Genomic DNA, 21,268 nt, shown 5'->3' with positions numbered 1-21,268 from the left:
TTAATCGCAATTTATCCCTGAGGAATAGATACGAAAATCCACAAGAGATAATTAATATAAAAACTAATGTTTTTACTTTATCTGAATTTTATAATTAAATCAACAGGTTTTTTATAAGCTTTTTCTATTTTTTATGCATATTTATAGAGATGTATCAGTTAACAAAACATAAAGAACCCTATTATAAAAAATTCTCGTTGAGATGCTTTTCCTAAGAAGAATATTTTCTTAAATAACGATTGAATTGTTCAAACAATTCTGTATAATGAAACCTATTATACTTTCAAAAGTTTTACTATTCCAATATTTTATTTTTATTATTAGCTGAGGAGAGACACACATGCCACACCATACAACTTATGAGCTCGTCGAAATTTTGAAAAGGGAATTGACAGAAGAACAAGTGACGGTCAACGAAACTGTACGACAGCTGCATAGTAAGGATGAATCCTACCATGCGCCTCAAATGCCCGATATTGTCGTGTTCCCGATAGCGACGGCAGATGTCAGCAAAATCATGAAAATATCTTCGCAGTATCTAGTGCCAGTAATCCCATTCGGCCTTGGCTCGAGTTTAGAGGGCCATATCATTCCGACAGAAGGCGGCATTACCATTGATTTTTCTTTAATGAACAAAGTGTTGGAAGTAAAGGAAAACGACTTTCTAGTAAAAGTCCAGCCTGGCGTAACCAGAAGCCAGCTAAATAAAGAATTAAAAAAGTACGGGCTGTTTTTCTCGGTAGATCCGGGAGCAGACGCAACGCTCGGAGGAATGGTGGCCACAAACGCCAGCGGCACGACCTCTGTCAAATACGGAGTGATGAGAGACCAAGTCCGTGATTTGGAAGTGGTGCTTGCGGATGGCATGGTCATCCATACTGGAAACCTTGCAGCAAAATCATCATCCGGTTTCCATTTGAATGGCCTCTTTACAGGATCTGAAGGAACGCTTGGATGCTTCACCGAACTGACGCTCCGAGTTTATGGGATACCGGAGCATGTGGCTGCTGCCCGTGCTTCGTTCCCGACGATTCAAGATGCCGTTGAGGCGGTCGTTTCCATACTGCAGGCAGGCATTCCAATTGCCCGAGTAGAACTTGTTGATGAGCCGTCCGTCCGGCAAGTAAATCGGTTTAGTGAAACCAGTTACCTGGAAAAGCCGACTTTGTTCCTCGAATTTCACGGCAACGAAGCCGGTCTAAAACAAGACGTGGAATTTACAGAAGAATTGGTTGGCAGCCATAATTGTGAGGCAATCCAATTTGAAACAGACAATGCAAGCCGAAATGCCTTGTGGGAAGCCCGGCATAACTTGGCCTATGCTTATATTCATGGAAACCCGGGCAAAAAAATGATGGTAACAGATGTTTGTTTACCGATCTCCGAACTAGCCGGCGCAGTTTCCCACGCAAGGCAACAAGTTGAAGAACTAGGTTTGACAGGGGGGCTTGTTGGCCATGTTGGAGATGGCAATTTTCATGTGCTGTTGATGCTTGATATGGATGATGCAGAAGAATTAGCAAAAGCAAACAAATTGAATGAGCAAATTGTTCTGTATGCATTACAGCGCGGCGGCACTTGTACAGGCGAACATGGCGTTGGTTTCGGAAAACAAAAATACCAACAGCAAGAACATGGCGACGCTCTCATTGTCATGGAAAAAATAAAACGAGCACTCGATCCAGCTAACTTGTTGAATCCTGGAAAAATTGTAGCATCGGACAAGAAAGGGGCCTTATTATGAAATTTATTGAATCATTAAGCTCGTTTGCAGGAAGATATTTTGCGTTTTTTGTTGTCGGAATAGCAATCATCGCGTATTTGGTTCCGGAACCGTTTTTAGGATTCGGCAGCTATATAACCATATTACTGGGCGTTGTTATGTTTGGGATGGGCCTGACATTAAAACCGGTCGATTTTAAAATAGTTGCTTCCAAGCCACTGCCGGTATTTGCCGGTGTCTGCGCCCAGTTCGTGGTTATGCCGCTTGTTGCTTTTGCGTTGGCATATATACTGCAGCTTCCAGCTGAACTCGCAGCGGGGCTTATCCTTTTAGGGTGTGTGCCAGGAGGCACCGCTTCCAATGTAATGGTCTATCTGGCGAAAGGCAATGTGGCCTTGTCGGTTGCAATGACTTCGCTTTCAACTTTGCTTGCGCCGGTCGTAACGCCGCTCCTGCTGCTTTTGCTGGCTGGGCAATGGATGCCGGTTGATCCGGTTGCGATGTTCACATCCATTATTCAAGTGATTATCCTTCCAATTACATTAGGTTTCCTTATCGGAAAGTTTTTCCCGAAAACTGTGGAGAAGGGCATTTCAATTGTTCCATTGATTTCAGTTCTTGCTATTTTGATCATCGTATCTGCTGTTACGGCTGCAAATGGTGAAAACGTAGTCAGCGCAGGATTTATCGTCTTTGTAGCTGTTTTCCTTCATAATGGATTCGGCTTATTGCTTGGCTATTTTACAGCCGTTATGCTTGGGCTTAAAGAAAACGACCGACGCGCAATTGCAATTGAAGTCGGCATGCAAAACTCCGGGCTCGGTGTTGCACTGGCAACTGCTCATTTCAGCCCGTTGGCGGCACTTCCAAGTGTTTGGGGAGCAATTTGGCACAATATCAGCGGTCCGATCCTTGCGACTATCTGGTCGAAAAAACCGGTTAATGAAGGAGCAGATGAACCTAGCCTCAAAAAACCGAAAGCAGTCCCAGCTTCCGGGAAATATTAAAAAGCACATATAATAATATAAAAAGCGGCTGCAACTGATAAAACCAGTTGCAGCCGCTTTTTGTTAGTTATCGATTATACTGGAATTCATTCCCATACTTCTTGTGCAATTTCCACCACATGCCTTACTTTTTCCCATTGCTGTTCTTCTGTTAAAAGATTGCCTTCCTCAGTGGAGGCGAAACCGCATTGCGGGCTTAAACAAAGTTGTTCAAGTGGTATGTACGTTGCGGCTTCTGCAATGCGCGCCTTGACGCGATCCGTATCTTCAAGTTCACCAAATTTAGAAGTGATCAAGCCGAGTACGACAAAAAGGTCTGGCCGGTTCACGAATCGGAGCGGCTCAAAGCCGCCGGACCGTTCGTCATCAAATTCCAGAAAAAGGCCATCCACATCCAGGCCGCCAAAAATAATTTCAGACAGCGCGCCGTAACCGCCGCTCGACATATGGGTCGATTTGAAGTTGCCGCGGCAAATATGCATCGTCACAAGCAGGTCCTCGGGCTTATTAGCAATAGATTCATTTATTGCGCGAGCGCATAAAATGGCGATTTTATCAAGATCTTTCCCTTTGGAGCGGATCGATTCCCTCCCTTTTTCCGAAAAGAAACTGGCCCAGGAAGTGTCGTCAATCTGCAGGTAGCGGCAACCGGCATCATAAAACGCTTGAATGACTCCTTGGTAAGCGGCTACTAAATCCTCAACAAGTTCTTCATCCGTTTCATAGATTCCGTCTTCAAAATCGGCTCTGTGAAAAAGCATGTTCGGACTTGGAATGGTGAATTTGGCTAGTGCATCGCCTGCGACGCTATGTAAAAATTCGAAGTGTTCTATCATGTAATGGCTGGTAAAGCGAATTTTTCCTGTCACTTTGATGCCGTGCGCTTTTGTCTGGATGCCGTTAAACTGAAGGCCATTGCCCCCTTCAACAAACTCGACTCCATCAAAACCTGCAAGAAAATCGAAATGCCACCATTTCCGCCGAAATTCTCCGTCGGTTACCGACTGGAGTCCGGCGCGTTTTTGTGCTTCAACCAATCGGATAATTTCCTCGTCTTCAATCTTCTTTAATTGGCCGGCAGTGATTTCTCCATTTTCTTTTTGCAGCCGCGCCTGTTTCAACCGTTCTGGCCGCAAAAAACTCCCAACATGATCTGCTTTGAAAGGGGATTTCAACGTTTTTTCTTCTGTAAGGGGCTTTGTCACTTGTCATTCCTTCTTTCGGTTTTATGTATATGCATAAAAAAGGGCCCTCTAAAAGAAGAGGACCCCGAGATGCCGGTGCATTCTTCTTATCTTCAAAGAGGAGACCCCCTATTGGAATTAGCACCTTACCTTAAGCAGGCTGGTTGCTGAGACATCACCGGGCCAATCCCTCCGTCTCTCTTGATAAGAAAATATAAAATTACAATCACAATATGGCTTACTTTATCATTGGACATCCAGATGCGCAAGTATATAAGTGGAATATTAAGGTTTTTATCCGTAAACTAGCAAAAGAGTTCAGGTTTTACTGCACGCCTTGCAAGGTTTTATAAAAATATTTAGTGGTAAACTGAATTTAATAAACAACAGGGGTGATCAAGTGAAGAAGTTGAAGCTCGGGACTAGCGATTTGACCGTTTCCAATATCGCGCTTGGCTGTGGAAACATAGGCAGGCAGACTGTTGAAGAAGCGAGAGCTGTCATAGGCAATGCAAGAGATCTTGGAGTGGACTTTTTCGATCACGCGGATATTTACGCTGAAGGGAAATCAGAAGAGGTTTTTGCTGAAGCGATCAATATGAACCCGAATGTCCGTGAAGAGATCGTTATTCAGTCAAAAGTCGGCATCCGTGATGGCTTTTACGATTTTTCAAAAGAGCATATTTTGAAAACAGTGGATGAAAGCCTGAAGCGGCTGAAAACCGATTATTTGGACAGCCTTCTGCTTCACCGGCCAGATGCGCTTGTCGAACCGGAAGAAGTGGCAGAAGCTTTCAGCCGGCTGCAGGAAAGCGGGAAAGTCCGCTATTTCGGTGTCAGCAACCACAACCCGATGCAAATCGAATTGCTGAAAAAATACGTGGAACAGGACTTGGTCATCAATCAGCTGCAATTTAGTGTTATGCATACCGGCATGATCGACGCCGGCATCCAAGTGAATACACGCGAAGAAAACAGCTTGAACCGGGACGGCAGCATACTCGACTATAGCCGCTTGAACGATATGACCGTCCAGGCATGGTCGCCGCTTCGCTACGGCAATTTTGAAGGCTTTTTTGTCGATAATGAAGAAATGCCTGAAATCAATGCGAAACTTCAAGAAATCGCTGATAGATACTGTGTTACCAAATCGGCAATCGCCATTGCTTGGATTTTGCGCCATCCGGCAAACATCCAAGCCATTGTCGGGACTATGACCCCTGAGCGGTTGACCCATATAGCCAAAGCGTCGGACATAGAATTGTCTCGCAAAGAATGGTATGAGATTTACCGCGCGGCCGGAAACCAAGTGCCATAAAAATATATCCGTTGATCCGGAAGTTCTGCCGGATCAACGTTTTTTTGCGCTTACTGTTCATTTTTTTCGGGTAGAATAGGGGACATGACAGTCTTGAAAGGATGAAGGATATGACTTCTGCTTTGCTTTGGGGAGCTGTTGCAGGGGCAGCCAACTTGTTGGGTGCCCTTATTGTATTGTTTGTTGCACTGCCGCAGCGCCTGATCGCCTATGTGATGGCACTTGGAACAGGGGCGCTGATCGGTGCAGTCAGCTTTGAACTTCTAGGGGAAGCGCTGGAGCTTGGCAGTTTGATGGAAATTGCACTGGGATTTTTAGGAGGCGCAGCGCTCTTTACTGTATTTGATGTGCTCGTCAATCGGCAGGGGGGAAGGCATCGGAAACGCTCAGGCCATGGAACGGAAAAGCCCGAAAATTCCGATGCGGGTTCTGGGCTCGCTATTTTTATCGGTACCATCATGGATGCCATTCCGGAAACTGCGATGATCGGCCTTGGCATTGCCCAAGGCGGTGGGGTGGGAGTCGCGTTAATTGCCGCTATATTCATAAGCAATTTGCCGGAAGGGATATCCAGTACGACTGGCTTGAAACAAGGAGGATATACCACAAAAAAAGTGATGTTTATGTGGGTTTTTGTTCTCGCCGCATCCGCATTAAGCTCTCTTTTGGGTTTTTCAGTGCTGGAACAGACATCCGAAGCGACCCAGGCTATCATTTCTTCGTTTGCAGCAGGTGCCATCATTGCAATGGTTGCTTCTACGATGATGCCCGAAGCGTATGAAAAAGGCGGCCCCATAGTTGGACTGATTACGGCAGTCGGGATTTTCATCACTTTAGTGCTCGGCTAAAGGAAAGCGTTTCTGTTGAATTGCAGGAACGCTTTTTGTGCGGAAAAATAAAAAGGGTTTGTAGGCAACTTCTCGAATAATATGATAGCGGCTGTGGAAAACGCGGCAATGTGAGACTAAGGTAGAAATTCGACAGAACCAGAAGGTTTCAGCGCACCGGAAAACGGATCCTATTTTCACTTTTAAGGAGGCCGAAAAGTGAATTTTTTTACATCGATGCTTGTGCTGCATATTGCTGCTGGAAGTGTTTGCCTGTCCGTTGGCCTTTTTGCTGTTTCTGTAAAGAAAAAGAAAGGAAACCACACGAAATCCGGTGAAGTTTACCATGCAAGTTTCGCAGTGCTTTTTTCTACGGCTGTAATCATGGCGCTTCTTCATTGGGAAGAAAGCGCCGCTTTGTTTTACGTGGCAATTTTCTCGTACTCTTTAGCTTTTATCGGGTATATGGCAAGAAAACGGCGCTGGAAAAATTGGATCAGCCTGCACATTCGTGGAATGCTTGGCTCTTATATCGGTCTGGTTACGGCGGTATTAATAACAAATGGCCAGGATATTCCTCTGCTGAACCTTTTGCCCGACTGGTCGCTATGGCTTTTGCCGACAATTATCGGTAGTCCAATCATCTTTTATGTCGCTGAACGGTATCGCCGGCTAAAAAAGCAAAATACCGCGCTGTCTTAAAGAAGCATTCACCACGCCAGCAAGACTAATGCGGTGAATGCTTTAAATAAATCCCTTATATGCGGTTTTTACAACGCTGCGATTTATGAATTCAATCATCGACACGTAGTCGAAGATCGGGAGATTTACCCTGTATTGAATCGCTTTTGCGTAGGGAGCCAAAATACTGCATTCGAGTAGAAGAACTGAAATTGCCGGATTCTTTTCTACAAGTTCAACTGCAGTTTGCACTGCTTCTTTTTCTATGGCGTCGCTGTCGAGCCATCCGATTTCTTCTAATGCAGCCCTTGAAAAATTCGGTTTTTCTTCCATTCCAATGGCGACTATTCTATCGGGATCAGCGCCTGCCTTCTTGAGTATTGAATCTGTAAGTTTATCTGCTGACGCTGTGATTACGCCAATTTTATCGTTTGTTCCAAAAAGTTTATCGATAAACGGAAGTTGCAACAGGCTTGACGTGAAAACGGGGACCGTCAAAGCTTCGGCCAACTGCCGCTGGTATAAAATCATGAACCCGCAATCCGCAGTCACTGCCTTGACACCTGCTTCTTCCAATCTTATGCCAGCCTGAATGATTTGCGCCAGGCAGTCTTTTTGTTCGTCGTACAAGTTTTTGAAAGTTAATCCATGAACCTTCTCGTAGCGTACAGGGAAAGAAAAGGTAGAGGCATTTCCGACATCTCCTGGAACAAAAGGCACGAACGAATCCAACATCAAAATTCTAATCGCTTGTCCATAGGCAACTTGAGCTTCACGTGCTTTATAAATCATGGGCATGCTCCTCAAAAATCGATTCTATTCAAATCCTTTCCATACTTCTGGAAGAAAATCTGTCAACTCATGGGCGAGAAGTGTATGAGCAGAGCGTTTTTCAGTCCAAGCATCTGCACATGCGCCGTGGAGAAAAACCGCGTTCAAAACTGCGTGTTTCCAATCTTCGTGGATGCACAGCATGCCAAGAAGCATACCGGTCAATGTGTCACCGGTACCGCCTTTTGCGAGAGCGCTGTTTCCCGTGGGATTAATCCATGCTTCTCCATCAGGAAAGGCAACGACTGTCTCTTTTCCTTTCAAGACTATGGCAGTGCCAAGTTTTTTAGAGCAGACCCGGGCATAATGCATCCGGTTTTGCTGCAGCTCGCTGACTTTGATGCCGGTAATCCGGGAAAATTCCATAGGGTGCGGCGTCAATATTGTCGGTCCTTGCCGGTCCTTGTATTCGCGTTTTGACAAGGCTCCTGCATCCAAAATGACCGGTACACGGCTTTTTAAGATTTTCTGGATAGCCTTCTCTGTCATTTCATCCGGAACAATGCCTGGGCCTGCTGCAATTGCCTCGTAATTTTCCACATTTAAGCTGCCTTTGGCGATTCGCTTCAGGGCATCCGGTTCATAAGTGGCTTCCGGCAGCCGTGGGACAACAACCGGAATCACTTGCTCTGCTGTGCCGATGACCAACTTCCCGATCCCGCTCCGCATTGCTCCAAGCCCTGACAGCATAGCAGCACCAGGCATATCTTGGCTGCCAGCAACCAACAATCCATTGCCATAAGTTCCTTTATGGCTTTCAGCTTTTCTAACAGGAAGAGTAGACCTCACTTTTTCTTCGTCCCATGTTCCTGTGTCTTCATCTAAAACGGCCATCCTTGGCCACCCCCATTCGTCTAGTATCTGTTTTCCTATATCTGAACATATTTAAACCGGTACGAAAAAGCATGAGGTTGAACTGTCATGTTCAAAACAGGCATTAACTGGTAGAATATTCTTGTAATTCAATTTGCATTAGTGTTATTGAGAATAAAGAAAAAATTCGCGTTTATTCGCGCCAACAAGGAGGAGCTAATGTTTAAACGATATCCGCTGCGCCTTAATGACCGTATCCATTTGATCGACGGCTATGATTTGGGCATTCCTGAAAGGACCGGGACGTATGTCATTAAAGAAGAACAAGTGACCATTGTCGAAACTGGCCCAAGCCCATCGATCGAACATGTTAAAAGAGGATTGGAGAAGTTGGGAATTGCGCTGGAACAAATAGAATATATTATTGTTACACACGTTCATTTAGACCATGCCGGAGGTGCAGGATTGCTGCTTCAGGACTGCCCAAATGCAAAAGTGGTTGTTCATCCAAAAGGGGCTAGGCACCTGTCAGATCCCAAACGGTTGGTTGCAGGGGCAAAGGCGGTTTACACAGAGCGTTTTTCCGAGTTGTTTGAGCCGATTGTCCCGATTCCGGAAGATCGGATTCTCTCTATGGGGGAATCCGATCAATTGAAAATCGGTCCGCATTGTACACTCGAATTTTTAGATACCCCTGGCCATTCCAATCATCATTTCAGTATCTTTGATCCGATTTCCCACGGTGTGTTTGCCGGCGATACGGTTGGCATCCGTTATGAGCAATTGGTTGATGAAGGCATTGATTTGTTTTTGCCGTCCACTTCGCCGAACCAATTCGATCCAATAGCAATGCACCACGCAATTGAACGCCTCCGTGCCATGGAACTGGCAGCAATTTATTATGGCCATTTCGGCATGACTACGAAACCGAATGCAGCGCTCAACCAAGTCAGCGAATGGATTCCGATTTTCTTGGATCAAGCGAAAGCGGCAGTTGCTGAAGGCGAAGGAGCTGACATGCTAGCGAAGCGATTGTATGAACTAGTTGTCGAAAAGCTGAGGGCCAAAGGTGTGCGGGATGAACACGAAGTATATGCGCTTATTGAACTGGACCTCCAAGTCAGTGCTATGGGTTTGGTCGATTATTTAGGAAAAGCCCGCAATGTCTAGATCGCGCTTTTAAGGCAGATAGAGGGGGGTGCTGAAAAATAAAGTACGGAAGTAAGCAATTGTGTTAAACCTTACAGGATCTTTATGTAACAAGGCAGGTAACAAAGAAGGCGGGTGAGGAGATGGGTTCGAAGAAAGCAAGAAAGCAAATCGAGCAAATAAGCGGCAAACTTCGCTCAGCCGGCTGTGTTTTTGCTGAAGAAGAAGCTCGCTTGCTTGTGTCCGCTGCGCGTTCAGCTGCTGAGCTTTCTTCTATGGTCAACAAGCGTCTTCTGGGAGAGCCTTTGGAACACGTAATTGGATGGGCCCATTTCTACGGGCTAAAGCTCGAAGTCTGCCAAACCGTTTTTGTGCCGCGCCGCCGCACTGAGTTTCTTGTGCATCAATCCTTATCGGCAATTGAAGAGGGTGCGGTAATCTTGGATCTATGCTGCGGATCCGGAGCGATTGGGGCGGCAATAGCCTCACAGATTCAAGTTGAATTACATGGTGTAGACATAGAACCGGATGCAGTGCAGTGTGCGCGCCGCAACCTCTTATCTATCGACAGTTGCATATACGAAGGAGACCTATTTGAGCCGCTGCCGGATACATTGAAAAATCGGTTCAACTTGATTGTGGCAAACGCACCCTATGTTCCGACAGAATTGTTTGGGAGGCTTCCAGCTGAAGCTAGGAATTATGAAGCCAGATCAGCGCTGGATGGAGGTGAAGACGGTCTTTTTTTTCACAGGCGGATAGCGGCTGATGCAGCCAGTTGGCTTGCGCCGGGCGGCAAGTTACTGGTTGAAGTCAGCCGGCAACAAGCTTCCAAAACCGTAGCAATTTTTGAAAAATACGGTCTTGCGGGCCAAGTCGCAAGTTCAGAGGAATTTGATGCCACAGTTGTTAGCGGTACACGGCCGTTCCTATAAAGCAGCATTCAGACTTTTAATTGGCAGAAGGATGTTCAGCATAAAGGGGATTGGGAATGTTTGAATTCATTATAAGGGTCATTGGTAGCCTGCTGATTTTTAAAGCAGAACAGAAAGTGGTTGATTATTTGCTGGAACCATCCACTTTCGAAAAAAATGTTGTACGGCTGAAGCAAGAAGAATGGTTTTCTTTACTCGTGTCGGATTATCGGTATGAACATACCATCCGCTATAATAGTAAAGTGAAACAATTTCTCGAAGATCCGCATAATGCAGATCGTCTTGTGAACGATCAAGAAGAACAAAAGAAGTTTGTGGCACTTGTCCATAGAGAACGCGCAAAGCAGGCAAGGTAAAGCCGCGATTGAACTGAAAGGGCGGATAAAGTGGATAGCATTATTTTTGATTTGGACGGCACACTGTGGGATTCCAGGGAAGCGATAGCACTCTCATGGAACCAAGTATTTGAAGGGCTGGAAGAAGGAAGCTTTTCTATTACGAAAGATGATTTAACAGCTATGATGGGATTGCAAATCGATGAAATCGGAGAAAAATTGCTGCCGCAGCTGCCGGCGGATAAAAGAAAAGAATTGCTGAATCAGTGCAGCATTGTGGAAAATGATTATTTGGTGGAGCACGGCGGCACTTTGTACCCTGAAGTGGAAAAAGTGCTGGCAAGTTTGGCACAAAAATACAAGCTTTTTATCGTCAGCAATTGCCAAGAAGGGTATATTGAAGCGTTCTTGGAATACTATGGATTTGAAAAATATATCAAGGATTTCGAAAATCCTGGAAGGACCGGACTGTTAAAAGGCGAAAATATCAAATTAGTGATGGACCGGAATAACTTAACCGCTCCGATTTACGTAGGAGATACAAAAAAAGACCAGGAAGCTGCAGAACTTGCCGGCATTCCGTTTGTTTACGCCGAATACGGTTTCGGGGAAGTGCAAAGTGCCGATTACACGATTCGAAATTTCAATGAATTGGCCACTTTGTTTTAAGAGAATGAAGAAAAGGCATTCCCTATGTTTTTAGGGAATGCCTTTTTATAAGTCCCGTGAATCGGTTTTTACTTGAAAAAGCTCGAGCGGTTCACCTGCTTGATCGATTTTGATGCCAGTCAAACTCCCGGCATAAGCCGCGCCTGTATCGATATAATAAGCATGGCTATCCGGATCGAACTTTGGTTCTTTGATCGGTGTATGGCCGACTATTTGCAATTTGCTAAGATTTTTCAGTTTGCTGCGGTTCCAGAGAATTCCATATGGATTGTCTTCATCGAATGGATCATGAGTGTTTTGGGCGATGCCTGCGTGGCTCACAAACAATTTATCGTGATCATAAAACAATGGCAAAGACTCTAGCCACTTAATGTCGTTGGCAAGATTCCGCTCTGCCGCTGCATATTGGTCAAGTGTTTCTTGTCCACCTTGCCTCAACCAATTGTAGCTCGGCGGATTAGCAAAATGCTCAAGCAGCATCGCTTCGTGATTTCCTTTTATAAAATAAGCGCGTTCAGGAAAATCACTGGCAAGCTGCCTGGCGAATTGGACTGTTTGAGGTACATGCTTGCCGCGGTCGACCAAGTCGCCGACTTGAACAAGCATTTCCTTTTCGCGGTCCCAATGTTCCTCGACCAATTTCTTGAATGTGTAAAAACAGCCATGTATATCGCCAATTACAAAATGATCCATATTCTCCAGTCTCCATTCCACTCGAATTCGGATTCAATCATTTATCCTGTTGGTCTTTTCATTTTCTGTAAAATCTGAAAGATTGTCAATATATTCAACTGTTTCCGCCAAGCTTTTTTAGAATAGATTTATTCTTTACTTTGTATAGCACGACTAAGCCTTCTGACTTATTTTGTTGTATAATAAACTATACTTATTAAAGGAGGTGTGATGCGCAATGGCCTCGTTCAAAGGTTTTTCCGCTTACATAAGCAGCCACCTCGAATCGATAGCAGAGGAAGTTGTCCAAGCAGTACAAAAATCAACAAATCAGCGAATCCCTGAAGATGAATTGGAACAAGCAAGCAAGATGTATCAAGAATTGATGAAAGCTTTTGCAGAAACAGTGGAAAACGGCAGCAGCCAGGCAATTCCAGAGGTCTTGATTCAATGGAGCAAAAAAAATGCCCGAATGCAAGCGGCAGCAGGAGGGAGCCTTTCTGAAATTGTCGTACGCTATCCGCCCACAAGAGCGATATTTACAGACATATTCACACGTATCAGTGAAAGCCTCGGCTTATCTTTAAATGAACTTTCATTTCTCATCAATCGAATAAACGCTATGCTTGATGTCAGTTTGAATGAAACATTTTTTGCTTTTGAACGCCTTTCCGAGCAATTCAAGGAAGAGTCACAGAAGGAGCTTATGAAACTTTCCGCACCGATTGTTCCGGTTATGGAAGATGTCGTGGTCATTCCGCTAATCGGTTTTATCGATGATAATCGCACGAGACATATAATGGAAAACGTTATTCCTAAACTGGCCGAAACAAAAGTCAATCATGTCATTAGCGACCTGTCAGGTGTGGTTATTATTGATAACAATATAGCCCGGTCCCTTCATCAAATCGGGGCGATGCTCCGTTTGATGGGCATTCATGTGGTTTCTGCGGGAATGCGTCCAGAGCTAGTTCAAACAGTCGTCAACAGCGGCATCGATATGTCTAAAATCGAATCGTTCGCAACTGTTAAGCAAGCGCTGCAAAGCATCAAACAAAGCGCATATTCAGCAAGCAATGAATCCAGCTCGGATAAAATTCGGTAAATACGGAATACAAACCTGTTTTTCGGGAATAACAAGACTAGCCGAACGGCAAAGGTTTTGCCTAGAAAGGAGGATTTGATAGATGAGTGAACCGATTGAATTGACGAAAATAACTATCATCCAAAAAGACACAGCGAATAAGGTGCGGGAAGCATATATCGGAGATTTTCCTGACCCGGTAGTGTACGGGGTGCATTCCGGTGTCCGCGAATTTTACGGGGTGGATACAGAGGTCCAGCATCCTTCCACTTTGGACCATATTGTAGCAGCGGCAGGCGGCTGACTGGTTGGCACTCTTTCTGGCGCGCTGGAAGCGCGTAAAATTCCAACATCACCCGACAAGGTCCGTGCCAATGTCCAAGGTACGATTGAAGCACCTGAAGGCGTATTGAAAATCACGAAAATCAGCTGCCATTACATTGTTAAAGTCCCAGAGGGCAAGCAAGACGCTGCGGAACGTGCACTAGCCGTTTTTGATAGAGGATGTCCGGTTGCCCAAACATTAAAAGGGGCAGTGGAAATGGAACACACTTGGGAATTGGAAATTTATTAGTTTGTTAAAAAGGCCTGCCTCTTTACAGAGACAGGCCTTTTTGCTTTTTATATCGGCAAAACAGTGGAGGATTTAATTTCTCTTAAAGCCAAGCTCGTCTGAATTTTTGTAATGCCCAGTTTGTTTAACTTGCGAATGAATGCTTGAAGGTCTTTCCGGTCTTTGTTGGCGACTTTCAGCAAATAATCGTACTCACCTGTCAAGCATTGGCATTCCAATACTTCAGGCATCGCTTCTAGTGCGCTTTCTAAAACTTGAAGTTCGTCTGCCTGGTGGATATTCGTGCTGATGAAGATGAAGCAAAGCAAATCAAATCCAAGCTTTTCCTGATCGAGGATGGTTACTTTACGTTGGATATAGCCTTCACTTTCTAGACGCTTGATTCGGGTGTGGACTGCAGGAGCTGAAAGGTTGACGCGCTTTGCAATTTCCGCATTGCTTAACGCTGCATGGTGCTGTAAAATGTTCAAAATTTGGACGTCAAGATTGTCGAGAACTTTACTGGTGATAGATTCCATAGAACTCCTCCTTAATAATTTTCATATAAAATCGTTATTCCGATTCTTTTGTAAAAGAAAATTAAGCAAAAAAGATATTTACTTTATTTTCTTTTGAAAATCGTTCGTTATGCTTAATAATAAACCATAAAACATCTTCCGGTGTTATTATTAATTAATATTATCACAGCCAGTGCTGTTCAAGGTTGAAAGCAGAACGGAAAAGAGGCGGATTATGCGCTATTTTTATTATTTAATTTTATTATTGACGAGTTTATTATGGGCAGGGAATTTTGTAATAGGGAAAGTGCTGACGGAACATGCTTCGCCGATGACCTTAACTTCGTTACGCTGGATCATCGCGGTGGTTTGCCTGGTGCCGCTTGTATGGTGGAAAGAGAAAAAGATTTTGCCTCCAAAAAAAGCGGTGCTGCCGCTTGCCTTAATGGGAATAACCGGAGTAGTGCTTTTCAACATCTTGCAATTCTTCGCGCTCAAACATACTTCAGCGACCAACGTCGGTTTGATCTCGACACTCAATATGTTGTCCATCGCTGTATTTTCGGGCATTTTACTGAAAGAAAAGCTGAATCCCTTGCAGCTTCTGGCAATGTTCTTCTCTTTGTTCGGCGTTTTGCTCGTATTGACCAAAGGGAATGTGGAGCTTTTGCTGTCGCTTGAAGTAAATAGCGGAGATTTGTATATGCTTGCTGCAGTGGCCGTGTGGGGGCTTTATTCGGTCTTCAGCAAATGGGCAATGGCACATGTCTCGGCAATGTTTGCAACCTTATATTCCGGCGTTTTTGGATTATTGGTCCTTTTGCCGTTTAACTTGCCGACTTTTGCAGTAACCAATATCAATAGTTCTTTTATTTATGCCATCCTTTATACCGGGGTCGTTTCAACGGTTTTATGTTTTGTACTCTGGAATATCGGCGTCCAGAAAATCGGCGCTACAACTTCCGGCATTTTTTTGAATTTTAATCCTGTCTTCACCGCATTGCTGGCTTTTGTCCTGCTGGGCGAACACATGACGCAAATCCAGCTCATCGGCAGCGCGATTGTCATCAGCGGCTGTTATTTCTTCACAATCTTTGGCATAAACAGAACAAAGAAGAAAAAAATGGAGAATCCCAGTTACCAACATTAAAAAAACCGCCGCAGAATTTTCTGCGGCGGTTTTTTTTATGCGTTAATAAATTTAGTTCTTACGAATTCTTCAACTTCGTCGGAAGTGGAAAGAGACAAAATATGTTCAACATGGCTTTCCATTTCTGCTTTTGATAACTTCTTCAATTGTGCACGCGCTTTAAGAATAGAAGACGCGCTCATTGAAAATTCATCAAGTCCAAGTCCGAGAAGGATCGGAATCGCAACTTCATCGCCGGCCATTTCGCCGCACATGCCTGTCCATTTTCCTTCTTTATGGGAAGCATCAATGACCATCTTCACCATGCGCAAAATTGCTGGGTTGAATGGCTGATAAAGGTATGACACGCTTTCGTTCATTCGGTCAGCGGCCATTGTATATTGAATCAAGTCGTTTGTTCCGATCGAGAAAAAGTCGACTTCTTTAGCGAATACATCAGCCATTACGGCAGTAGAAGGGATTTCGACCATGATTCCGACTTCAATAGAATCACTGACAGCAACGCCTTCATCCTGCAATTTCGCTTTTTCTTCTAAGAGAAGTGATTTGGCTTTGCGGAATTCATCTAATGTCGCAATCATCGGGAACATGATTTTCAAGTTGCCATGGACACTTGCGCGAAGCAATGCGCGCAACTGCGTGCGGAAAAGATCCGGCATTTCCAGGCAAAGGCGGATAGCACGAAGCCCTAGGAACGGATTCAATTCTTTCGGCAAGTCCAAGTATGAAAGTTCTTTGTCTCCGCCGATGTCAAGAGTCCGGACAACTGTCGGCTTGCCGTTCATGCCTTTTAGGACAGCGGCATAAGCTTCGGTTTGTTCGTCTTCTGTAGGGAACTGGTCGCGTCCCATATACAAGAATTCAGTACGGTAAAGTCCGACCGCTTCGCCGCCATTTTCAAGAACGCCTGTAATATCTTTTGGCGTCCCGATGTTTGCGCCAAGTTCTACTGAGTGGCCGTCTTGCGTAACTGTCGCTTCGTTTTTAAGCGTAGCCCATTCAGCTTTTTGCCGATCATATTCAGCTTGTTTTTGTTCGTATTCAGAAATAGTTGCTGCATCTGGATCGATGATAATATTGCCATCAAGTCCGTCAACGATAACTACAGTCCCATTTTGGACTGTGGCCATCGCTGTTTTTGCCCCAACAACAGCAGGGATTTCTAAAGTACGCGCCAAAATCGCGGAGTGGGAAGTCCGGCCGCCGATATCAGTGATAAACCCTTTGACATATTGCGGGTTTAGTTGGACTGTATCAGACGGGGTAAGGTCTTCCGCGATGATGACCACTTCTTCAGAGATCATGCTCGGGCTTTGGATGGTTACATCCAAAAGGTGGGCAAGTACGCGTTTTGTCACGTCCCGGATATCCGCTGCACGTTCTTTCATGTACTCGTTGTCCATCGATTCGAACATCGTAATAAACATATTCGCAGTTTCCTGCAACGCAAATTCTGCATTTACTTTGTCAGATGCAATGCGTTCTTTAATCGGGCCAACCAATTCAGGGTCGCTTAGCACAAGAAGATGGGCACCAAAAATATCAGCTTCCTTTTCGCTGATCTGCTGGGCTGTCCGTTCTTTGATCACTTCAAGTTCAGAAACAGACTCCGCTAATGCTTCTTCAAAACGCGTCACTTCCGCTTGTGGATCGGCAATATCCTTTTTCTCTACATTCAGTTCCGGATTTTCTAGGCGATACGCTTTGGCGATGGCAACACCATTTGACGCTGCAATTCCGGAAAGTGCTTGCGCCATCAGTTTGATAGCCCTTCGCTTGTCATAACTTCCTCTGCGCGTGCCATCGCTTCTGCTTCATCCGCTCCATTAGCTGCCACGTAACAGTAGCGCCTGAAGGAATTCCTAGGGACATTACACCTAGGATTGATTTTAAGTTTACTTTTTATCTCTTTGTATTCAAGCGTAATATCCGAGCTGAATTTTGAAAGCGCTCCGACAAGTGCTGATGCTGGGCGAGCGTGGATACCTGCTTGGTCTGTAATAGTAAATTGTTTTTCTACCATGAATGATTCCTCCTAAAGAAAATGAGTGATTTTGACTGACTTCCACTTTTACAGTATGAACGTTTTTGGATGATTTTAAAAGTATTTGATTGTTTTTGAATGAATATAAACGTTTTTGATTGATTTTGGAAGCGATTTCAAGTATTATCGATTTATCGAATCGATAAAGAAGGTGTTTGGATGTTAACAAATGAACGGCATGAATTCATCCTGAACTTGCTGGCTGAAAAACAGACCATCAAAATCCAGGATGTGGTCGATGCAACTGCTGCTTCTGAATCCACGATTCGCCGGGATCTTACTGAGCTCGAAAACCAGCAGAAGCTCGAACGGGTATTTGGCGGTGCTGTGCTTCCGGGCCGCAATTTGATGGAACAAAGCGTCTCAGATAAATCGACTCAACACCTCCAAGAGAAAATTCGGCTGGCTAAATTTGCAGCATCGTTTGTGCAGGAAGGGGACAGCGTGTTTCTTGATGCCGGAACAACAACGTTTCAAATGATCCCTTTTTTGAAAGACAAAAATATCACCGTTGTCACAAATGGCTTGACGCACGTTGACCTCTTGAATGAACATGGCATCACCACTTACTTGACTGGCGGCTTGATGAAATCAAGGACAGGTGCACTAGTCGGTGCACAAACTGCACAATCTCTGCAAAATTACCGCTTTGACCGATGTTTTCTCGGCGTCAATGGCATACATGAAGAATTCGGCTATACCACACCTGACCCTGAAGAGGCAGCTGTCAAACGGCTGGCTAGTTCACTTTCCCGGAAAGCCTATGTGTTAGCCGACCATTCCAAATACAACAAAGTCAGCTTTGCGAAAATTATGGATTTGGCTGCCGCGGTCATGGTGGTTGATAAGATGCCGGAAGACATTCTTGCTGTCATGGAAAAAAAGACAACAGTAAAGGTGGAGAGCTAATGATTTATACGTGTACATTTGCCCCTTCAATTGACTACACCACATATTTACCCGAATTTGTGGCAGGGAAACTGAACCGCTCCCAACAAGTGTATTACTATCCCGGCGGAAAGGGAATTAATGTCTCCCGCGTGTTAAAGCGCTTGGGTGCCGATAGTATCGCGCTTGGTTATGCAGGCGGGTTTACAGGGAATTATATCGCAAAATTTTTAGAAGATGAAGGCGTAGCGACAGATTTTATTTCTATAGAAGAAATTACCCGCATTAACGTCAAAATCAAATCAGCTGACGAAACCGAATTGAATGGCCCAGCGCCAAACATTTCGGCAAGTCAGCTGGATGCGCTGATGGAAAAAGTAACAAAAATGGAAAAAGGCGATTGGTTTGTCCTTGCCGGCACGCTGCCTGATTCCATCCCTACAGCTTTTTTCAAAGAAGTTGCCCAAACATGCCAAAAAAATGGTGTCCGTTTGGTGCTTGACACGTCTGGCCCTGCTTTAAATGAACTGATCGGACTCAACCCTTTTTTGATCAAGCCAAACGAGCATGAACTTGGCGAGCTTTTTGGCATTGTCATTTCGGACAAAAGCGATGCTTATTCCTACGCTAAAAAGCTTGTGGAAAAAGGTGTCGAAAATGTCATCGTTTCCATGGGCGGAGAAGGTGCCCTTCTCGTCACGAAAGAGTTGGCGGTTTCAGCTGAAGCACCTAAACAAAAAGTAGTCAATACGGTTGGCGCCGGCGATTCTTTAGTTTCCGGGTTTATCGCTTCTTATGCTAAACAAGAAAATCCGCTCGAAGCATTCAAGTACGGTGTAGCGAGCGGCAGTGCCACAGCTTTCCGTTCGGATTTATGCGAAAAACCCGATGTAGAAGCGCTGCTCGGCCAAGTGAAATTAACTCCATTTCATGAACAGGATGTGACAAAATGAAAATCACACAATTATTAACTGAAGAAACTATAGTTTTAGACTTGAAAGCTACGTCTAAACAAGCCGTTTTAGCCGAATTGGTCAATCAGCTTGATCTTGCTGGAAAATTAACGGATAAGAACAGATTCGCGAAAGATATCTTGGCCCGCGAAGAACAAAGTACAACCGGAATTGGCGATGGCATTGCGATTCCGCACGCCAAGTCTGCCGCAGTAAAGTCTCCGGCCATTGCGTTTGGCCGTTCCCAGACAGGAATCGATTACGCCGCTCTTGACGGACAGCCATCCCATTTGTTCTTCATGATTGCGGCAAGCGAAGGTGCAAACAACGATCATTTGGAAGCATTGTCGAGACTTGCGACGTTTCTGATGGACGAGAAATTCCGCTCACGAATGTTAGCTGCAAAATCCAAAGAAGACGTCCTGGTTGCGGTAACTGAAAAAGAATTGGCGGAAGATGGAGAGGAAGAAATGGCGGAAGCGATGGACGCTCCTGCAGCATCTCCTTCTGCTAAGAAAATTCTTGCTGTGACAGCTTGCCCTACTGGCATTGCGCACACGTACATGGCGGCTGAAAAACTCAATGAGCGGGCAAAAGAACGGGGCATTGCCTTGAAAGTGGAAACAAACGGCTCAAGCGGCGTGAAAAACCGGCTTACCGATGCAGAAATCGCGGATGCCGACGCCATCATTGTTGCGGCTGATACGAAGGTGGAAATGGCGCGCTTTAACGGCAAGCCGGTCATCCAGACGAAAGTCGGCAAGGCAATATACGAAACAGACGATTTGCTGAACCGTGCAGTTGGCGGGGACGCACCAGTCTACACGCATGATCGTTCAAAAGACGATGCGGCGGGAACCGAGACAAAAGGCGGTTTCTACAAGCATCTGATGAATGGGGTTTCGAATATGCTGCCATTCGTAGTCGGCGGCGGGATCCTGATTGCAATTTCGTTTTTCTGGGGCATTAACGCGTCCAACCCGGACAGCCCTGAATACAATCAATTTGCGGCCATGCTGAATACAATCGGCGGCGGCAATGCGTTCTTCTTAATGGTCCCTGTACTTGCTGCATTTATCGCAATGAGTATTGCTGAACGTCCCGGCTTTGCACCTGGTATGATTGGCGGTTTGATCGCCATCACAGTTACAGGTGTTGAAGGTGCAAGCGGCGGTTCAGGATTCCTTGGCGGTCTGATAGCCGGTTTCCTTGCCGGTTATGTAACTGTGTTAGTTAAAAAAGTATTCTCTGTTCTTCCAAACAGCCTTGAAGGATTAAAGCCAGTTTTGTTTTATCCAGTATTCAGCATCGCGATAACGGGCATCATCATGATGCTTGTGAATCCGCAGCTGACAAAAATCTACACTGCCATTTCCGCTTTCCTTGAAAGCTTGGGCGGCACTAATTTAGTACTCGTCGGGTTATTGCTCGGCGGTATGATGGCAATTGACATGGGCGGCCCGATCAACAAAGCGGCGTACACGTTCGGAATTGCCATGCTCGATGCACAGAATTTCAACTTTATGGCTACAGTCATGGCGGCAGGTATGGTTCCGCCGCTTGGCATGGCCCTTGCGACAACTTTCTTTAAAAACAAATTCACACGTCCGGAACGTGAAGCTGGAAAAACAGCCTACGTGCTTGGCGCATGCTTTATCACAGAAGGGGTCATTCCGTTTGCTGCAGCCGATCCGGCACGCGTCATCCCGGCTTCTGTAGCCGGGGCAGCGACTACCGGTGCATTGGTTATGCTGTTCAACATCAGCTTACGGGCTCCACATGGCGGCATCTTTGTAATGGGACTTGTCGACGGCGGCATCATGAGTGTGTTAATGTACGCGTTGGCAATTATTGCAGGTGCAATCGTTACGGCGATTGTTGCAGGAGTCTTGAAAAAGAAAATTGCAGTGCCAGCTTAATAAAAATTAAAACCG

At 45.2% G+C, this 21,268-nt stretch carries 22 protein-coding genes, 1 pseudogene and 1 riboswitch; of the genes and pseudogenes, 16 read left to right on the top strand and 7 right to left on the bottom strand.

Annotation, left to right across the window (positions count from 1 at the left end):
- Positions 1-340 precede the first annotated feature (340 nt).
- Together FQV28_RS06920 and FQV28_RS06915 are read left to right on the top strand one after the other, a co-directional pair.
- A complete protein-coding gene (locus FQV28_RS06920) occupies positions 341-1,744 on the top strand; it encodes an FAD-binding oxidoreductase (RefSeq protein ID WP_146494920.1) in 1,404 nt (467 codons plus the stop codon).
- Positions 1,741-2,730 (top strand): bile acid:sodium symporter family protein, encoded by a 990-nt coding sequence (locus tag FQV28_RS06915; RefSeq protein WP_146494918.1) that lies wholly within the window; start codon positions 1,741-1,743, stop codon positions 2,728-2,730. Before FQV28_RS06920 ends, FQV28_RS06915 begins: the two co-directional genes overlap by 4 nt.
- A gap of 86 nt (positions 2,731-2,816) precedes the next feature.
- On the opposite strand, the gene FQV28_RS06910 is transcribed toward FQV28_RS06915, so the two are convergent.
- On the bottom strand, positions 2,817-3,935 hold the full coding sequence (locus tag FQV28_RS06910) for a 5-methyltetrahydropteroyltriglutamate--homocysteine S-methyltransferase (protein ID WP_146494916.1): 1,119 nt from the start codon (positions 3,933-3,935) through the stop codon (positions 2,817-2,819).
- 83 nt (positions 3,936-4,018) lie between these two features.
- Positions 4,019-4,125, bottom strand: a riboswitch (SAM riboswitch).
- Between the two features lie 189 nt (positions 4,126-4,314).
- On the opposite strand from FQV28_RS06910, the gene FQV28_RS06905 reads away from it, so the two are divergent.
- From FQV28_RS06905 to FQV28_RS06895, 3 genes are all read left to right on the top strand, one after another.
- Complete coding sequence (locus tag FQV28_RS06905) at positions 4,315-5,232, top strand: aldo/keto reductase (protein WP_146494914.1); 918 nt, start codon at positions 4,315-4,317, stop codon at positions 5,230-5,232.
- A gap of 110 nt (positions 5,233-5,342) precedes the next feature.
- Complete coding sequence (locus tag FQV28_RS06900) at positions 5,343-6,080, top strand: ZIP family metal transporter (protein ID WP_146494912.1); 738 nt, start codon at positions 5,343-5,345, stop codon at positions 6,078-6,080.
- Between the two features lie 198 nt (positions 6,081-6,278).
- Positions 6,279-6,761, top strand: a complete 483-nt coding sequence (locus FQV28_RS06895) for a DUF2306 domain-containing protein (RefSeq protein WP_146494911.1) — start codon at positions 6,279-6,281, stop codon at positions 6,759-6,761.
- A 42-nt stretch (positions 6,762-6,803) separates the two neighbouring features.
- Here FQV28_RS06895 and FQV28_RS06890 read toward each other — a convergent pair whose 3' ends face one another.
- Positions 6,804-7,532, bottom strand: a complete 729-nt coding sequence (locus tag FQV28_RS06890) for an aspartate/glutamate racemase family protein (protein WP_186763799.1) — start codon at positions 7,530-7,532, stop codon at positions 6,804-6,806.
- Positions 7,533-7,556: 24 nt separating this feature from the next.
- Entirely contained in the window at positions 7,557-8,405 is an 849-nt protein-coding gene (locus tag FQV28_RS06885) for an NAD(P)H-hydrate dehydratase (RefSeq protein WP_146494907.1), read from the bottom strand.
- Positions 8,406-8,603: 198 nt separating this feature from the next.
- Here FQV28_RS06885 and FQV28_RS06880 point away from each other — a divergent pair, with 198 nt between their 5' ends.
- The 4 genes from FQV28_RS06880 (at position 8,604) to FQV28_RS06865 (ending at position 11,472) form a co-directional block, all read left to right on the top strand.
- Complete coding sequence (locus tag FQV28_RS06880) at positions 8,604-9,554, top strand: MBL fold metallo-hydrolase (RefSeq protein ID WP_146494905.1); 951 nt, start codon at positions 8,604-8,606, stop codon at positions 9,552-9,554.
- A gap of 122 nt (positions 9,555-9,676) precedes the next feature.
- On the top strand, positions 9,677-10,468 hold the full coding sequence (locus FQV28_RS06875; protein WP_146494903.1) for a putative protein N(5)-glutamine methyltransferase: 792 nt from the start codon (positions 9,677-9,679) through the stop codon (positions 10,466-10,468).
- A 56-nt stretch (positions 10,469-10,524) separates the two neighbouring features.
- A complete protein-coding gene (locus tag FQV28_RS06870) occupies positions 10,525-10,824 on the top strand; it encodes a hypothetical protein (protein WP_146494901.1) in 300 nt (99 codons plus the stop codon).
- Between the two features lie 30 nt (positions 10,825-10,854).
- Entirely contained in the window at positions 10,855-11,472 is a 618-nt protein-coding gene (locus FQV28_RS06865; protein WP_146494900.1) for an HAD family hydrolase, read from the top strand.
- A gap of 45 nt (positions 11,473-11,517) precedes the next feature.
- On the opposite strand, the gene FQV28_RS06860 is transcribed toward FQV28_RS06865, so the two are convergent.
- On the bottom strand, positions 11,518-12,165 hold the full coding sequence (locus FQV28_RS06860) for a metallophosphoesterase family protein (RefSeq protein WP_146494898.1): 648 nt from the start codon (positions 12,163-12,165) through the stop codon (positions 11,518-11,520).
- Positions 12,166-12,382: 217 nt separating this feature from the next.
- Between FQV28_RS06860 and FQV28_RS06855 the strand changes: the two genes are divergently transcribed.
- The 3 genes from FQV28_RS06855 (at position 12,383) to FQV28_RS06845 (ending at position 13,802) form a co-directional block, all read left to right on the top strand.
- Positions 12,383-13,249: an STAS domain-containing protein gene (locus tag FQV28_RS06855; protein ID WP_146494896.1), complete on the top strand. Its 867-nt coding sequence runs from the start codon at positions 12,383-12,385 to the stop codon at positions 13,247-13,249.
- A gap of 82 nt (positions 13,250-13,331) precedes the next feature.
- Positions 13,332-13,532, top strand: coding sequence for a hypothetical protein (locus tag FQV28_RS06850; protein WP_146494894.1), 201 nt, complete (start codon positions 13,332-13,334; stop codon positions 13,530-13,532).
- Positions 13,533-13,802 (top strand): OsmC family protein, encoded by a 270-nt coding sequence (locus tag FQV28_RS06845; RefSeq protein WP_146494892.1) that lies wholly within the window; start codon positions 13,533-13,535, stop codon positions 13,800-13,802.
- Positions 13,803-13,849: 47 nt separating this feature from the next.
- Here the strand turns inward: FQV28_RS06845 and FQV28_RS06840 are convergent, their stop codons facing one another.
- Positions 13,850-14,320: an Lrp/AsnC family transcriptional regulator gene (locus tag FQV28_RS06840; protein WP_146494890.1), complete on the bottom strand. Its 471-nt coding sequence runs from the start codon at positions 14,318-14,320 to the stop codon at positions 13,850-13,852.
- A 214-nt stretch (positions 14,321-14,534) separates the two neighbouring features.
- Here FQV28_RS06840 and FQV28_RS06835 point away from each other — a divergent pair, with 214 nt between their 5' ends.
- Positions 14,535-15,449 carry a DMT family transporter gene (locus FQV28_RS06835; RefSeq protein ID WP_146494888.1) on the top strand — a complete coding sequence of 305 codons (915 nt, stop codon included), beginning with the start codon at positions 14,535-14,537 and terminating at the stop codon, positions 15,447-15,449.
- 35 nt (positions 15,450-15,484) lie between these two features.
- On the opposite strand, the gene ptsP is transcribed toward FQV28_RS06835, so the two are convergent.
- Both ptsP and FQV28_RS06825 read right to left on the bottom strand, forming a co-directional pair.
- Positions 15,485-17,206, bottom strand: a complete 1,722-nt coding sequence (gene ptsP, locus FQV28_RS06830; protein WP_146494886.1) for a phosphoenolpyruvate--protein phosphotransferase — start codon at positions 17,204-17,206, stop codon at positions 15,485-15,487.
- Positions 17,206-17,472 (bottom strand): annotated as a pseudogene (locus FQV28_RS06825) (phosphocarrier protein HPr). The gene ptsP and the pseudogene FQV28_RS06825 overlap by 1 nt, the downstream one beginning before the upstream one ends.
- Positions 17,473-17,652: 180 nt before the next feature.
- On the opposite strand from FQV28_RS06825, the gene FQV28_RS06820 reads away from it, so the two are divergent.
- The 3 genes from FQV28_RS06820 to FQV28_RS06810 are packed head-to-tail and all read left to right on the top strand — an operon-like array spanning position 17,653 to position 21,253.
- The gene (locus tag FQV28_RS06820) at positions 17,653-18,402 is read left to right on the top strand and encodes a DeoR/GlpR family DNA-binding transcription regulator (RefSeq protein WP_146494884.1); all 750 of its coding nucleotides are present in this window, start codon (positions 17,653-17,655) and stop codon (positions 18,400-18,402) included.
- The gene (gene pfkB, locus FQV28_RS06815) at positions 18,402-19,334 is read left to right on the top strand and encodes a 1-phosphofructokinase (RefSeq protein ID WP_146494882.1); all 933 of its coding nucleotides are present in this window, start codon (positions 18,402-18,404) and stop codon (positions 19,332-19,334) included. The genes FQV28_RS06820 and pfkB overlap by 1 nt, the downstream gene beginning before the upstream one ends.
- On the top strand, positions 19,331-21,253 hold the full coding sequence (locus FQV28_RS06810) for a PTS fructose transporter subunit IIABC (protein WP_146494880.1): 1,923 nt from the start codon (positions 19,331-19,333) through the stop codon (positions 21,251-21,253). The genes pfkB and FQV28_RS06810 overlap by 4 nt, the downstream gene beginning before the upstream one ends.
- Positions 21,254-21,268: the final 15 nt, after the last annotated feature.

Source organism: Planomicrobium sp. CPCC 101079, assembly GCF_007859275.1.
Lineage (GTDB): Bacteria > Bacillota > Bacilli > Bacillales_A > Planococcaceae > Planococcus.
The sequence above is the reverse complement of the archived record's forward strand: the minus strand, read 5'-3'. Positions and strand labels throughout refer to the sequence as shown.

Bases quoted from the DNA above. Each gene is read 5' to 3' on its own strand.
- FQV28_RS06920 (WP_146494920.1), top strand. From the start codon at position 341: ATGCCACACCATACAACTTATGAGCTCGTCGAAATTTTGAAAAGGGAA.
- FQV28_RS06915 (WP_146494918.1), top strand. From the start codon at position 1,741: ATGAAATTTATTGAATCATTAAGCTCGTTTGCAGGAAGATATTTTGCG.
- FQV28_RS06900 (WP_146494912.1), top strand. From the start codon at position 5,343: ATGACTTCTGCTTTGCTTTGGGGAGCTGTTGCAGGGGCAGCCAACTTG.
- FQV28_RS06890 (WP_186763799.1), bottom strand. From the start codon at position 7,532: ATGATTTATAAAGCACGTGAAGCTCAAGTTGCCTATGGACAAGCGATT.
- FQV28_RS06885 (WP_146494907.1), bottom strand. From the start codon at position 8,405: ATGGCCGTTTTAGATGAAGACACAGGAACATGGGACGAAGAAAAAGTG.
- FQV28_RS06880 (WP_146494905.1), top strand. From the start codon at position 8,604: ATGTTTAAACGATATCCGCTGCGCCTTAATGACCGTATCCATTTGATC.
- FQV28_RS06875 (WP_146494903.1), top strand. From the start codon at position 9,677: ATGGGTTCGAAGAAAGCAAGAAAGCAAATCGAGCAAATAAGCGGCAAA.
- FQV28_RS06870 (WP_146494901.1), top strand. From the start codon at position 10,525: ATGTTTGAATTCATTATAAGGGTCATTGGTAGCCTGCTGATTTTTAAA.
- FQV28_RS06860 (WP_146494898.1), bottom strand. From the start codon at position 12,165: ATGGATCATTTTGTAATTGGCGATATACATGGCTGTTTTTACACATTC.
- FQV28_RS06855 (WP_146494896.1), top strand. From the start codon at position 12,383: ATGGCCTCGTTCAAAGGTTTTTCCGCTTACATAAGCAGCCACCTCGAA.
- FQV28_RS06850 (WP_146494894.1), top strand. From the start codon at position 13,332: ATGAGTGAACCGATTGAATTGACGAAAATAACTATCATCCAAAAAGAC.
- FQV28_RS06840 (WP_146494890.1), bottom strand. From the start codon at position 14,320: ATGGAATCTATCACCAGTAAAGTTCTCGACAATCTTGACGTCCAAATT.
- FQV28_RS06835 (WP_146494888.1), top strand. From the start codon at position 14,535: ATGCGCTATTTTTATTATTTAATTTTATTATTGACGAGTTTATTATGG.
- ptsP (WP_146494886.1), bottom strand. From the start codon at position 17,206: ATGGCGCAAGCACTTTCCGGAATTGCAGCGTCAAATGGTGTTGCCATC.
- FQV28_RS06820 (WP_146494884.1), top strand. From the start codon at position 17,653: ATGTTAACAAATGAACGGCATGAATTCATCCTGAACTTGCTGGCTGAA.
- pfkB (WP_146494882.1), top strand. From the start codon at position 18,402: ATGATTTATACGTGTACATTTGCCCCTTCAATTGACTACACCACATAT.
- FQV28_RS06810 (WP_146494880.1), top strand. From the start codon at position 19,331: ATGAAAATCACACAATTATTAACTGAAGAAACTATAGTTTTAGACTTG.